The sequence below is a fragment of the Streptomyces sp. NPDC002156 genome (assembly GCF_053593675.1).
Window position 1 is genome coordinate 64,065 of record NZ_JBSFDA010000011.1, and the last position, 12,666, is coordinate 76,730.

Genomic DNA, 12,666 nt, shown 5'->3' on the forward strand with positions numbered 1-12,666 from the left:
CCGTGCCGGATCAGCCTTCCCTGGTCGAACTGACGCTGCTCGTCGAGGACTTCGCCGGGCCGGACCACTGGCAGTGGGTGCTGGTGGCGCCGGACGGCGAGGTCCTCGCCCGGCACGAGGTCCGCCTGGACCCGACCGGCCCCCTGTACGAGGCATTCCTCGACCTGCCCGGACATCTGCGCCGGCACGCGCCCCCGGACGTACGGGCCGCGCGGGAACAGGAGATCGTCCGGGAGGTGGGTGCGTGGATCGGCACGGAGGTCCTCGGGCCGGTCGCGCCCGCGCTGCTCGCGGCGGCCCCGGCGGTGGTACGGGTCGTCGTGCCGACGGACGTACCGGGCGCACGGCGCCTGATGTCCGTACCCCTGGAGCTGGCGCACGCGGACGGGCGGCCACTGGCCGTCCAGGACGTGACCCTCGTGACGCAGTGGGGTGCGGGCCGCGCGGCCGGGGAGCGGGGTGACAGTCCGGTGCGGGTGCTGGCGCTGTTCAGTCTGCCCGAGGGCAGCCGGGCGCTGAACCTGCGGCGCGAACGGCTCGCGCTGACACGGCTGTTCACGGAGGCGGCGAACGCCGGGCGCGCGGTGGAGATGCACACGCTGCAGTACGGGGTGACGCGCGAGCGGCTGCGTGCCGTACTGGCGGGGCCGGCCGGCTGGGACCTCGTGCACGTCTCCGGCCACGGCAGCCCCGGCGAACTCCTCCTGGAGACCGACGCCGGGCACCCCGACCGGGTCCGCGCGCCCGAACTCGTCGACCTCCTCACCGCTGCCCGTGACGTCTCCCTCGTCACCCTGTCGGCGTGCTGGTCGGCGGCGGCCCCCGGTCCGGTCGAGGCTTCCGGCGGCTCAGGGGAACCGGTCGTCGGGGCTGTCGCCGGGGATCTCGTCGAGCGGCTGGGGTGCGCGGTGCTGGCCATGCGGTACCCGGTGGAGGACGGGTTCGCGACCGCCCTCGCCGAGCGGCTCTACCGCCAACTGGTCGTCGAGGGACGGGTATTGCCCCGGGCGCTGGCGGGGGTGCTGGGTGAGTTGGCAGGGGAGGCGGACGGGGTGCCCGGTTCCGCACTTCGGGCGGGCACCCCGGCGCTGTTCGGGGCGCGGGCGGTGGGGCTGACGCTGAACGCGCCGACGGGTCGCACGGACGCCTCCGGTCAGGATGCATCCGGCCTGGATATCACCGTTGCCCAACTACCTCCCATACCCGAGCACTTCGTCGGCCGTGTCGCTCTCCTCGCTCGCGCCGGCGCCGTACTGGCCCCCCGCAGCGGGCTGGGCGGAGTGCTGCTGCACGGTATGCCCGGGGCCGGAAAGACCGCGTGCGCACGGGAGTTGGTCGCGACGCACGCGCACGCCTTCGAGCGGACCGTCTGGTTCACGGCTCCCCAGGAGCAGGACCACCACCGGTACGAGGAGGCGGTGCTCGCCTCCTTCGCGCTGGCCCTGGAAGAGGCGGTGCCCGGGCTGCGCTGTCTGCATCTCCTGGAGGCGGCCGACGGGTCGGCGACGGAGTTCGTGGCCGCCGTCTCCTCGTGGCTGGAGCGGGAGCGCGTACTGCTGGTCATCGACGGCATCGACGCCCTGCTGACCCCCGACAGGGCCTGGCGGGACCGGCGTTGGGGAGCTCTGGTCGGTGCGCTGTCCGATCGGTCCGGGGCCGGGCGGGTGATTCTGTGCGGGCGGGTGCGGCCGGCCGAGCTGGGGGCGCGCGTACGGACCGAACCGGTCAACCTGCTGACCCCCGACGAGGCCCTGCTGCTCGCCCGCGAACTCCCCCACCTGGCCTGGCTGATCGACGGACGGCTCCCCGGTACGACACCCGCGGCCGCCCGCCGACTCGCCACCCGTCTCCTCGAACTGGCCCAGGGCCACCCGAAGTTGCTGGAGCTGGCCGACGCCCAGGCCGCCGATCCGGAGCGCCTGGAACGGCTGCTGGCCGCCGGAAACCGGGCGGCGGAGGCATCCGGCGACGACGAGCATCTGCGCGTACTGCGCGCCTGGTCCGACGGTGTCGCCGCCGAACTCGCGCCCGTCGACCGCGACTTGTTCCACGTCCTGTGCTGCCTCGACGAGACCGACCGCAACCAGGTGGCCGTCGACCACAACTGGCCCGACCTGCGCGCCCAACTGGGCCATCCGGACACGCCGGTTGACGCGGCCCTGCGGACACTGGTGGCCCACGGGCTGCTCACCCCGCGCCCTGGACAGTCGTACGAGATCCAGGCCGCCGTGGCCGCCGAGGGGCGGGCGCGGGCCGGTGCGCGGGTCCGGGAGCTGGTCGACACGCGGCTGTCGGGATACTGGCTGCGGGTGTTCGAGATGGCGTGGACCCGCGAGGGCACCGACGCCGAGAATGCCCGGCTGGCCGGGCCGCTGCTGACGCTCGCCGCGCTGTCCGCCGCGCCCTATCTGCTCCGGCTGCGACAGGAGTCGTCCGCCGCGGTACTGCTGGAGGCCGTGCTGCGCCGGGACACCTCGGCCCCGACCCGGGCCCGAGTGCTGCCCCTGCTGCGCAGGATCGCGACCCGCGCCGCGTCCGCGCCGGGCACCGGGGTCGTCCCGCCGACGGACGCGCTCGCCCGGATACTCGGCGAGATCGACCCGGCCGCCGCCGAACGCCACGAACGGGCCGCCCTGGCCTCGGCGTCGGCACGCGGCGACCACTCTGCCGCCGCCTCCGCGACCAGCGGCCTGGTCGCCCTCTGCGTACGCACCGGACGCCTGACCGAGGCACTCGCCCTCGCCGAACAGGGCGCCGAACACGCGCGGTTGGCCGGCCTGGGCACCTGGACGACGCTCCTGTACGAGGTCCAGCGCCTGCACGTCCTGTCGGAGACCGACCGGGCAGGCGAGGCCCTGGCCGAGGCCGACGCACTGCACCGGCGGATGCGTGACGTGCCCCGGAGACGCGGGCCGGGCGAGGGAGTCGACTGGTGGGAGGTCTGGGAGGAGCTGTGCGACACCGGGCAGCGCGCCGCGATCGAGGCCGGGGAGTGGCGGCGGGCCCTGGAGTACGCCGACGACCTGAGCGCCTCCAAGCGGGCGCGCGGCGCGCCGGTCACCGACCTCGCGGCGGCCCGGCTGCCCGCGTACATGCCGTTGCTGCGCCTGGGCCGTACGGAGGACGCGCTGCGGCTGCTGGACGAGTGCAGGCAGGTCTTCGAGGACGCCGGGGACTTCCTCTCCCTGGGCGAGGTGTTCGGGGCGCTCGCCAATGTGGCGGACGCGCGCGGACACGGCGAGGTGGCGATCGCACGGGAGCGGGACAGCCTGCGGTACGCCTACCGGGCGGGCGTTCCGCCGGTCGTCGCCGTCGGGCACGCCAACCTGGGCACGTATCTGCACAGCCACGCACGGGACGCGGCGGGCGCGGTCGCCCACCATCTCGCGGCGGCGCTGCTCGCCACGCTCAGCGGGGGCGGCCGGACGATGAACGCGGCGCAGTCCCTCGCGGGCGACCTCCAGGAGTTCGGGGCGGATGGCGTGGCTCAACTGCCCGCCGGGGTCGAGGAGTTGTGCGCTCGGGTGGCCGAGGTGCCCGGGGTGGCCCTGGACCGGCTGCTCGCCGGCCTGGACCCCGGGCTCGTCCGGGCCCGGGAGTCGCTCGACGCGCTGGTGCGGGAGGCGAAGGACGGGGTAACGGGGGCTGACCGGCTCGGCGCCGTGCGGGCGGCGGCCTGGGGCATGCTCTGGGAGCCGGTGCTCGCGGCGCTGGTGGCCGCCGAGCGGCGCAACACGGCGGCGAAGGTGAAGCTGCGCCAGCACCTCGCCGAACTCGCCGCGATGAACGCGATGTTCGGGCCGCTGGCCGACGTACTGGGCCGGATCCAGGGCGGTGAGCGCGGGCCCGGTGTGCTCTTCGGGCTGGGGCCCCTCGACGCCCCGGTGGCGCGGCGCGCCCTCGACGCGCTGGCCGGCCGGGTGACCGTACCCGTCGAACTGTGGACCGCGATGTATCTCGGCATCGCCCTCGGCAGCTTCGTCGCCTCCGCCCTCGACCGGACCGGGACGGGGACCGGGACCGGGACCGGGACCGACGAGGTGACCCGCGAGAACCTGGACGGGTTCGCCGCGGATCCGCTGCTGGCGCCGATGTCCACGGTCCTGGAACGGATCCTCTCCGGCGAACGCGACCCCCGGCTGGCCACCGGCCTGCAACAGCCCACCCAGCGGGCGGCGGTCGCCGCGGTGCTGCACTACCTCAACGAAGCGGAGGAGACGTCCCGTTGACCGGCCATCGAAGGGCTGTGGCCTGGGATACTGCGCGTATGGCGGACGCCCCGAAGATCAACGACGTACGGCTCGGCGACAACGGCGTACTGGAGTTCTACGACGGCACGGCGTGGGTCGTGTACCCGGACGTGCCGGACGACGACGGGCCGCCCCAGGCCCTGACCAAGGACTCCCCCGTCGACGAGGACCGGCCCAGATGACCACCGCCCCGCCCCCGCCCGACCCCGGTATGGTCACCCCCTTCGACGCCCTGCCCTCCCCCCTCGACGCCGTGCCCGAACTGCGGGCCGCCGCGCGGTGGATGATCGCCTCGTTCGGTGTCGTCGGGGCCGCGCTCGTCGGCGGTGGGCCGCTGGTGGCGGTCGGGAAGGTGCACGGGCTGGGCGAGGCGCTGGTCGCGGGCGGCGCACTGCTCGTCGCGCTCACCGGGGTGTGCCTCGCCGTCTGGCAGGTCAGCCGGGTGCTCGTACCGCCGATCACCACCACCGCCACGCTCAACACCCCGGCAGCACGCGGCCTGCGCGAGCTGATCGACGCCTCCCCGGCCGACTTCTTCGGCTCCGCCGCCACCGACATCGACGACCTCCTGCGCCACCGCGCCGTCGCCGTGAACATCCACCGCGCCCTCACGACGGAGTCCGACCCCACCCGCCGGGCCCACCTCCACCGCCACCTGGACCGAGCCAAGACCAACATCACCCGCACAGACCCCTTCGTACGCTGGCTCCTCGCCATGGCCCACGTCTGGCAGATCCGCGTGGCCTTCCAGGAGGCCCGCCGCTGGTGCGTGCTGGCGGTGACCCTGGTGGCAACGGGGGCGGTGGCGTTCCTGACGGTGACGGGCGGGGGCGGCTGAGCCCGTCCCCACGGGCAGGGGCGGCTGAACCCGTCCCCACGGGCAGGGGCGGCTGAGCCTGTTTGTGGGTGGCGCGGAGCGCCCCCACAAGGGGCGCGGGGAACTGCGCGACCAGCCCCCACCGGCCCGCGGCCAAAGAACCACCTGCCGAGCGAAGCGCTAGCGCGTCAGCACGCCGTCCAAGAACGGCTCGATCGCCGCGCGCCACGCATCCGGCTGGTCGTAGTGCACGATATGCCCCGCATCAGCCACCTCCGCATACTCCCCCCGAGGCAGCACCCGAACCATCTCCTGCGCCTCCGCCCGCCCCAACTCCCCATCCAGCCCCCGCACAACAAGCGCCGGGCACTGAACCTGCGTCAACTCCTCCCAGTGCGCGTCGAACACCCACGTCTCCCGGGACTTGAGCATCTGCTCCGGCTCGAAGACAGGACGCCAGCCGTCGGCGGACTCCTGCATCACCTCGGCGTAGAACTCCCCACGCGACGGAGTCGGCCGCTCCACCCAGGGATCGTCCTCGCCGAACCACTTGCGTACGTCGGCGAGCGTGGCGAAGGGCACCGGCCAGGCCTTGAACCAGTCCTCCCACTCCCGCTGGGAGGCCCCGCCGAGCGCCGAGGCCCGCATGTCGCAGATGACCAGAGCCCGCACCAGGTCGGGACGTTTCGCCGCGAGCTGCCAAGCCGTCAGGGCACCCATGGCGTGGCCGATAAGGACGACCGGCCCGAGGCCGAGCTGCTCGATCGCCGCTTCGGCGTCCTCGACGTACGCCTCACGGGTGTAGATGTCACCGGGCGGACGATCGCTCTGGCCGTGGCCGCGCTGGTCCAGTGCGACGGCCCGATGCCGCTCGCCCAGCCAGCGGGCGGCGGACGCCCAGTGCGAGGCACGGCCCATGAGCCCGTGCAGTAACAGCACGCCGGGGGCTCGCTCGGGCTCTCCCGCCCGGGCCTGGTCCCCTCCGGCCTCTCCCGTCTCTCCGGCCTCTCCGGATTTGGGAGGGTCGGCGAACTCCCAGGCGGCAAGGCGCACGCCGCCTGCTCCGGTCACGTCGATACGCCGCGCCACAGTTCCTGGCACCCCCCTAGCTATCGAAGTTTCCTCTGCCTGGTTCCTCTACCGCCACAGATTATCGAATGGCTATTCGAAAATGCGGTCTCCGGCCGCAACACCCCTCGTTCGAGTGACCACGTTCCAGGAATGATCCGCGCGGCCGGGGGGAGATCTTCTGCGGGAGGCGGACCGCTCGGGGAAAGCGGTCCGTAGGGGATGACCCTGGGAGCTCGGGGCTCCGGGTCAGCACAGGGGAGGACAGGCCCCGGCGCCACTTGGCGCCGGGGCCCTCTTCACGTCCGCGGCACATCCTCACGCTCCCCCTCCCCCGCCGGGCGGCACCGCTGCCGCGCCCGGCGAAGAGCCCTCAAGTCATATGCCTCTCGCGACAGCGTGGCACGCGAAGCGTCCGAGCGCTGCGATTCCGCACACTGAATCTTGGATTGGCGCCCCGGAGCGGCACGGACCCCGGGACGCGGCAAGTTCCCCCTCGGCCACAGCAGTTGCGATCACAGGAGTTGATCGCGGGAGTTGATCGCGGGAGTTGATCGCGGGAGCGACGGCGCCCCGGATCAGCGCTTCGCCACGAACACGTGCGAGGCCACCTCCGCCTCCAGCTCGGCCGCCTCGCCGCCGCTGCCGACCAGCACCCCGCCGGCCGCCTCCGTCACGCTCACCACCGAACCGGGCTGCACACCCGCCCGGCGCAGCGTGTACATCAGCTGCGCGTCCGTCTGGATGGGCTCGCCGATCCGGCGTACGACGACCGTCTTGCCGTCGACACCCGGGTCGAGGTCGGCCAGCGAGACCATGCCCTCGTCCAGGAAGGGGTCCGCGCCGTCCTTCTCGCCCAGCTCCTCCAGGCCCGGGATCGGGTTGCCGTACGGCGACTCCGTGGGGTGGCGCAGCAGTTCGAGGACGCGGCGCTCGACGGCCTCGCTCATCACATGCTCCCAGCGACACGCCTCCGCGTGGACCTGCTCCCACTCCAGGCCGATCACATCGACGAGCAGGCACTCCGCGAGGCGGTGCTTGCGCATGACGCGGGTGGCGAGGCGGCGGCCCTCGTCGGTCAGCTCCAGATGCCGGTCGCTGGCGACCGCGACCAGACCGTCTCGCTCCATCCGGGCCACGGTCTGGCTGACCGTCGGGCCGCTCTGGTCCAGCCGCTCGGCGATCCGGGCGCGCATGGGGACCACACCTTCCTCCTCCAGCTCGAGGATGGTGCGGAGATACATCTCCGTCGTATCGATCAGTCCGGACATACGTGCCCCTTGATGAGATGTGCCGGAGGCTCGACGGCTCCGGCGCGTGCGCTGGCCCTGGCTTCAATTCTGACGCATACCACTGACAACCGTGCCGCCGCGTTGAAACCACACGGTTACGGATCCCCGTGGCCGGGTAGACAGTGCGTTTCACCGAGGGTACGGGGGCGGCGGCGACAACGGCGGACGGTCGTGTTGACAGGGCACTGGTCCAGACCTCACCGTGATCGGCGGCACGGACCGACAGACGACCGACAGCCGACCGTCAGGCCGATCTCCCGAAGGGTTCACCGATGAGCGACAGCAAGCCTGCCGACCAACTGGCCGGACAGTTCCTCGACGCCGCGATCGACCTGCTGCGGCGGGTGCGCGACGAGGAGGCGGAGGCCGTGACGGCCGCCGGCACGCTCATCGCCGACACCGTGGCCGCCGGGGGCCGCCTGTTCGCCTTCGGCGCCGGGCACTCCTCGCTCGCCGCGCAGGACATCGTCTACCGCGCGGGCGGTCTCGCCCTGATGAACCTGCTGGCGGTACCCGGCGTCGTCGGCGTCGACGTCATGCCGGCCACCCTGGGCTCCGCCCTGGAGCGCGTCGAGGGCCTGGCCACGACCGTCCTGGACACCTCTCCGCTGCGCGAGGGCGACGTACTCGTGATCATCTCCCTCTCCGGCCGCAACACCCTCCCGGTGGAAATGGCGCTGCACGCGCGTGCCCTCGGTGTGCGGGTCATCGGCGTGACCTCGGTGGCGTACGCGACGGAGACGACGCCCCGCAACGCCTCGGGCACGTTCCTCAAGGACCACTGCGACGTCGTACTGGACTCGAAGATCGCCCCCGGCGACGCCGTACTCACCCTCGACACCGTCCCGGCGCCCTTCGCGCCCGCGTCCACGGTCGTCACCTCGGCGGTGCTCCAGTCGGTCATGGCGACGGCGGCGGGCATCCTGGCGGACCGGGGCATCGAGCCCCCGCTGCTGCGCTCCGGCAACGTGGACGGCGGCCACGACTGGAACGCCCGCATCCTGAAGCAGTACGGCGACCGGATCTTCTACGAGCGCTGAGCCGCGCGGTTACGGGGCAGCCGACCGGTTACTTGCCGAGGCCGGCCAGGTCCAGAGCCGCCGCTATCCGTACGGCCACGTCCTCCGCGTACACGGCGTCCGTACGTTCGAACTGGGTCCGTCCGCCGCCGCGCAGGAACGTCACGACGCCCAGGGTGCGCCCCCGGCTGCGCAGCACCGCGCACAGCGCGTGGACCGTGTCCGGCGGCCACCGTCGCTGTACGGCCCACGCGCGGGCCTGCTCGACGCCGTACGACCCCGCGCTCGCCCGCACCGACCCTGCCCGCTCCACGCACTGCACGGCGGGGTGCGCGTCGCCGTAGCGCACCGGCAGTCCGGCATGCCCGGCGAGGACGCTGGGCCCGGGCGCACCGGAGGGCGTGGCGGCGGCACGGACCAGCCGTACGGGACCCTCGCCGTCGCCCGCGGAGTCGGCGGAGCCATCGCCCGCCGTACCGCCGATGACGGCGATCCGGTCGATGAGCGCGTGGTCGGCGAAGCCGGCGAGGGCGAAGTCCAGGTGGACGGTCGCGGCCTCGGCGGGGTCCTCGCACTCGGCGGCGGCACGCGCGGCGCGGTGCAGCTGGTTGGTACGGAACCGCAGCTGAGCCGCCTCCTGCTCGCTCAGCTTGGCCTCGGTGATGTCCTGGAACAGCCAGCCCACCCCGAGCGGAACCGGTTCTTCGGTGAGCGGCGAGGCCAGCCGCAGGAACCCGCTCCGCCAGCAGCGCCGCTTCTCGCCCTCGGCCGTCCGGACGGTCACCCACATCTCGGCGGGCGCGGGCGGCGCGCCCTCGGCGAGGACGTGCGTCAGCGCGCTCTCCAGCTCCTCGACACCCTGCGCGAGCAGCTCGCCGAGAGGCCGCCCAAGGACGGCCGTACGCCCGATGCCGAGCGCGCGGGCGGCATGCGAGTTGACGACGGCGGGCCGCAGATCGACATCGACGAGGACAACCCCCCAACTGGCGTCCTCGAAGAGAGCCTCACTCAACGCGATCGACCGCTCAAGGTCTATCTGCGCGTGCACCTCGCTGAAGGCGCAGTACAGCCCGGCGGGCTTGCCGTCGGGCCCGCGCACGGCGGCGGACTGCGTACGCACGAGCACGCGCCCCCCGTCTTTGGTCAGCAGCGCGAACTCATGCACCTGACGCCCAGGGGCGTGCATGGCGGACAGCAGCCGCCCCTCGATGTCCTCGGCGTCGGCGCTGCGCACGGCCCATCCGGCGAACCCGTGCCGCCCGACGGCCTCCTCCGCGGTCCAGCCGAGAATCCGCTCGGCCTCCCGGTTCCAGTGCGTGACGACGCCGTCGGCGTCGAAGGCACACAGGGCGGCGTCCATGCCGTCGAGAAGGGCCGCGAGCAGGTCGGACCCACCACCGTCGGAACCCACCGGGCCGTCCGAACCCACCGGGCTGTCCGGGCCGTCCCTCTCGGGCTCGTCCGGCCCCAGCTCGTCGGTGGTCCCACTACGCCGGGAAGCACTCACCTGGACCCCCTGCAGGCTGCGTCCGCACGTACTGCGCGACGGTTCGCTCACTCACCATCATTCAACTCGAACGTGACGCAGCACACATCGCGTTCCCCCAAGATTGATGGAAATCGTTGTACGGCGGAAATTCGCCGTAGTCCGGGAACAAGCCCCTCTTGCCCCTCCCGCCCCCGGACCAAACCGACCATCCGGAATGTCCGGGCCTTCAGGTTCCTGCTCCGACCAGCCGCAGATCGACCCAGAGGTCGCTCTCCCCGTCCAGCACATACCGCTCGACCTCCACGAACCCGCGCTTGAGCGCGAAGGACAGCCCGTCGTGGTTGGCGGCGAGTACGACGGTCTCGATCGCCCCGGCCCCGAGTTCCCGCGCAAGCGCGAGCCCTCTCACGTACATCTCCGTCCCGAACCCGCGCCGCCGAAAACCGGGCAGCACGCGCGCGATGACGGTGGCGACGGCTGGATCACCGTCCCCGGCGGGAGGCCGAACAGTGGAGCACCCGACGAGGGCGTCCCCGAGATACGCGACTTCCAGCCGATTGCGAGCACTGCGCACACGTACCTCGTCGAGGGACAGGGCGGCGGGCGGAACGATCAGGTTGTGGACGTACTGCCAGTCGCGAAGCACGACCTCGTCGACATCGGCATCGACATCGGAGCCACCCACGGAGACGATACGAAGATCAGACACGGCGCCAGAAAATCGCACACTGCGGGCACCCGTCAACGCTCCGCGTCCCGCGCGGTAGCGTGCCGATCATGGCGGACTGGGACATACGACCGGCGTCGGCATCGGACATCGAGCCGATAGCGGAACTGCGGGCGGTGGTGATGCGGCCGGACCTGGAACGACTCGGCCGGTACGACGACCACCGCGTCCGGCAGCGCTTCCGGGACGGGTTCGACGCGGCCCACACCTGGATGATCGAGGTGACCGACGAGTTCGCGGGCTGCGTGGCCCTGCGCCCGGCCGAGGACGCCCACTGGCTGGAGCACTTCTACTTGGACCCACGCTTCCAGGGCACAGGCATCGGCTCGGCCGTACTGCGCGAGTTGCTGGAGCGCTGCGACGGCACGGGGGTCCGGTCCGTCCGCCTGAACGTCCTCCAGGGGAGCCCGGCTCGACGGCTGTACGAGCGGCACGGGTTCGTGGTGGAGAGCGAGGACGCGGTGGATGTGTTCATGGTGCGTGAGCGGGTGTGACGGGCGATGAGGACGGCTCGCGCGTGATCGGGCGCGAGGCGGCTGTGCGTATCGTCGAGGAGGAGCTGGAGCGCGAGCGTCAGAAGTGGTCGACGCTGGGCGTGGACCCGGTACGCGTGGTGGTGACGGGTGCCAAGGAGCATGAGCTGGTGTGGCTCGTCTCGTCCCAGTCCGAGGAGTACGTACGCACCGGGGATTTCAGCGCGATGCTGATCGGCAGCGGCCCGTACCTCGTCGACCGCGTCGACGGAGGGCTGCACGTGATCGGGTCCGCCGCCATGGCGGCCGGGGAGTGGGAGACGGACTACCGCGTCCGCATCCGAGGCCTGACCGTCCGTACGTCCGTGGACGACCTGCACGACGAGATACGCGAACTCGCCGCCGCACGGGGGCGCGTGCACGCGGTACGCGCCCTGCGGCGGAGGCTGCCGGTGCTGTCCCCGGCGCGGGCCCTCACGTACGTGAGCGGATTACTGGAGAGCGGCTCCGCACCGGCCGACCTGGTGGCCGTAGCCGCCGAACAACTCGTCGCCCCCATCAACCCGGTGCTCGGCGTGAGCACGATCCGCCCGGGCAGGCCCATCAGTCGATGACCGCGGTGGCCTCGATCTCGACCAAGTGGTCGGGGATGTCGAGTGCCGCCACACCGATCATCGTGACCGGCGGGACCGGGGTGACGCCCAGTGTCTTGGCCGCCCGGGAGACGCCTTCCAGGAGCGTGGGCATCTTGTCGGGGGTCCAGTCGACGACGTAGAAGTTCAGCTTCGCCACGTCGTCGAAGGTGGCGCCGGCCTCGGCAAGGGCGGTGCCGACATTGACGTAGGACTGCTCGACCTGTGCGGCGAGGTCGCCTTCGCCGACGGTGACGCCATCGGCGTCCCAGGAGACCTGCCCGGAGACGAAGACCAGCTTCGATCCGGTCGCGACCGACACCTGCCGGTAGACGTCGATCTTGGGCAGTCCTTCGGGGTTGAGCAGGGTGATGGCCATGTGCCTGTCCGCCTTCCTTCTTCCTTAGCTCTCTTGTGGTTACTCAGGAACCGTAGGAGAGTGAGCGCCGACATGGAAGAACGCACTTTTCAGTGACTGGGGAACCAGATGGTGACCAAGCAGTTCAGCGGCTCACCCGAGGACGCGGACTTGCGACGCGCGGACTCGCTGGCCCGCGAGATCTTCTCCGACGTAGCCAACAAATGGGCCCTGCTGATCATCGAAACCCTCGGCGAACGCACCCTGCGCTTCAGCGAGTTGCGGAACGAGGTGGAGGGCGTCAGCCACAAGATGCTCACCCAGAACCTGCGGATGCTGGAGCGCAACGGCCTGGCGGAGCGGAAGGTGTACCCGACCGTGCCGCCACGGGTCGAGTACACGCTGACGGAGGCGGGGCAGGGGCTGCGGGCTACGGTCGACGGGATGTGCGACTGGACGCATCAGTATCTGGGGCACATCGAGGGGGCTCGGCGGCGGTTCGACGTCTGACATGGGGCACACGCCGCGCTCACTGATCTGG

12 protein-coding genes are annotated in these 12,666 nt (G+C 72.1%); 7 read left to right on the forward strand and 5 right to left on the reverse strand.

The genetic code is table 11. The features are described from left to right. Positions 1 to 2: 2 nt before the first annotated feature. From ACWCRB_RS07800 to ACWCRB_RS07810, 3 genes are read left to right on the forward strand one after another with little or no spacing between them, the layout of a single operon-like run. Entirely contained in the window at positions 3 to 4,229 is a 4,227-nt protein-coding gene (locus ACWCRB_RS07800) for a CHAT domain-containing protein (RefSeq protein WP_450995179.1), read from the forward strand. A 38-nt stretch (positions 4,230 to 4,267) separates the two neighbouring features. Then, on the forward strand, positions 4,268 to 4,432 hold the full coding sequence (locus ACWCRB_RS07805; protein ID WP_369033036.1) for a hypothetical protein: 165 nt from the start codon (positions 4,268 to 4,270) through the stop codon (positions 4,430 to 4,432). After that, positions 4,429 to 5,088, forward strand: coding sequence for a hypothetical protein (locus tag ACWCRB_RS07810; RefSeq protein WP_450995180.1), 660 nt, complete (start codon positions 4,429 to 4,431; stop codon positions 5,086 to 5,088). Before ACWCRB_RS07805 ends, ACWCRB_RS07810 begins: the two co-directional genes overlap by 4 nt. A 159-nt stretch (positions 5,089 to 5,247) precedes the next feature. Here ACWCRB_RS07810 and ACWCRB_RS07815 read toward each other — a convergent pair whose 3' ends face one another. Next, complete coding sequence (locus tag ACWCRB_RS07815; RefSeq protein WP_450995181.1) at positions 5,248 to 6,156, reverse strand: alpha/beta fold hydrolase; 909 nt, start codon at positions 6,154 to 6,156, stop codon at positions 5,248 to 5,250. A gap of 557 nt (positions 6,157 to 6,713) precedes the next feature. Beyond that, positions 6,714 to 7,406 (reverse strand): metal-dependent transcriptional regulator, encoded by a 693-nt coding sequence (locus tag ACWCRB_RS07820; RefSeq protein ID WP_235477446.1) that lies wholly within the window; start codon positions 7,404 to 7,406, stop codon positions 6,714 to 6,716. Between the two features lie 293 nt (positions 7,407 to 7,699). On the opposite strand from ACWCRB_RS07820, the gene ACWCRB_RS07825 reads away from it, so the two are divergent. Next, positions 7,700 to 8,467 carry an SIS domain-containing protein gene (locus ACWCRB_RS07825; protein WP_405536715.1) on the forward strand — a complete coding sequence of 256 codons (768 nt, stop codon included), beginning with the start codon at positions 7,700 to 7,702 and terminating at the stop codon, positions 8,465 to 8,467. Between the two features lie 28 nt (positions 8,468 to 8,495). Here ACWCRB_RS07825 and ACWCRB_RS07830 read toward each other — a convergent pair whose 3' ends face one another. Together ACWCRB_RS07830 and ACWCRB_RS07835 are read right to left on the reverse strand one after the other, a co-directional pair. Next, entirely contained in the window at positions 8,496 to 9,953 is a 1,458-nt protein-coding gene (locus ACWCRB_RS07830) for a PAS domain-containing protein (protein ID WP_450995182.1), read from the reverse strand. A gap of 208 nt (positions 9,954 to 10,161) precedes the next feature. Next, positions 10,162 to 10,644, reverse strand: a complete 483-nt coding sequence (locus tag ACWCRB_RS07835) for a GNAT family N-acetyltransferase (RefSeq protein ID WP_450995183.1) — start codon at positions 10,642 to 10,644, stop codon at positions 10,162 to 10,164. A gap of 68 nt (positions 10,645 to 10,712) precedes the next feature. Between ACWCRB_RS07835 and ACWCRB_RS07840 the strand changes: the two genes are divergently transcribed. Together ACWCRB_RS07840 and ACWCRB_RS07845 are read left to right on the forward strand one after the other, a co-directional pair. Next, a complete protein-coding gene (locus ACWCRB_RS07840; RefSeq protein WP_450995184.1) occupies positions 10,713 to 11,156 on the forward strand; it encodes a GNAT family N-acetyltransferase in 444 nt (147 codons plus the stop codon). Further along, the gene (locus ACWCRB_RS07845; protein ID WP_450995185.1) at positions 11,153 to 11,749 is read left to right on the forward strand and encodes a YrhB domain-containing protein; all 597 of its coding nucleotides are present in this window, start codon (positions 11,153 to 11,155) and stop codon (positions 11,747 to 11,749) included. Before ACWCRB_RS07840 ends, ACWCRB_RS07845 begins: the two co-directional genes overlap by 4 nt. Here ACWCRB_RS07845 and ACWCRB_RS07850 read toward each other — a convergent pair. Next, a complete protein-coding gene (locus ACWCRB_RS07850) occupies positions 11,739 to 12,146 on the reverse strand; it encodes a RidA family protein (protein WP_450995186.1) in 408 nt (135 codons plus the stop codon). The two genes, ACWCRB_RS07845 and ACWCRB_RS07850, sit on opposite strands and share 11 nt — an antisense overlap. A gap of 108 nt (positions 12,147 to 12,254) precedes the next feature. Here ACWCRB_RS07850 and ACWCRB_RS07855 point away from each other — a divergent pair, with 108 nt between their 5' ends. Further along, positions 12,255 to 12,635 carry a winged helix-turn-helix transcriptional regulator gene (locus tag ACWCRB_RS07855; protein ID WP_389351746.1) on the forward strand — a complete coding sequence of 127 codons (381 nt, stop codon included), beginning with the start codon at positions 12,255 to 12,257 and terminating at the stop codon, positions 12,633 to 12,635. The last annotated feature ends 31 nt before the right edge of the window (positions 12,636 to 12,666 follow it).

Bases quoted from the DNA above. Each gene is read 5' to 3' on its own strand.
- ACWCRB_RS07805 (WP_369033036.1), top strand. From the start codon at position 4,268: ATGGCGGACGCCCCGAAGATCAACGACGTACGGCTCGGCGACAACGGC.
- ACWCRB_RS07810 (WP_450995180.1), top strand. From the start codon at position 4,429: ATGACCACCGCCCCGCCCCCGCCCGACCCCGGTATGGTCACCCCCTTC.
- ACWCRB_RS07820 (WP_235477446.1), bottom strand. From the start codon at position 7,406: ATGTCCGGACTGATCGATACGACGGAGATGTATCTCCGCACCATCCTC.
- ACWCRB_RS07825 (WP_405536715.1), top strand. From the start codon at position 7,700: ATGAGCGACAGCAAGCCTGCCGACCAACTGGCCGGACAGTTCCTCGAC.
- ACWCRB_RS07840 (WP_450995184.1), top strand. From the start codon at position 10,713: ATGGCGGACTGGGACATACGACCGGCGTCGGCATCGGACATCGAGCCG.
- ACWCRB_RS07850 (WP_450995186.1), bottom strand. From the start codon at position 12,146: ATGGCCATCACCCTGCTCAACCCCGAAGGACTGCCCAAGATCGACGTC.
- ACWCRB_RS07855 (WP_389351746.1), top strand. From the start codon at position 12,255: ATGGTGACCAAGCAGTTCAGCGGCTCACCCGAGGACGCGGACTTGCGA.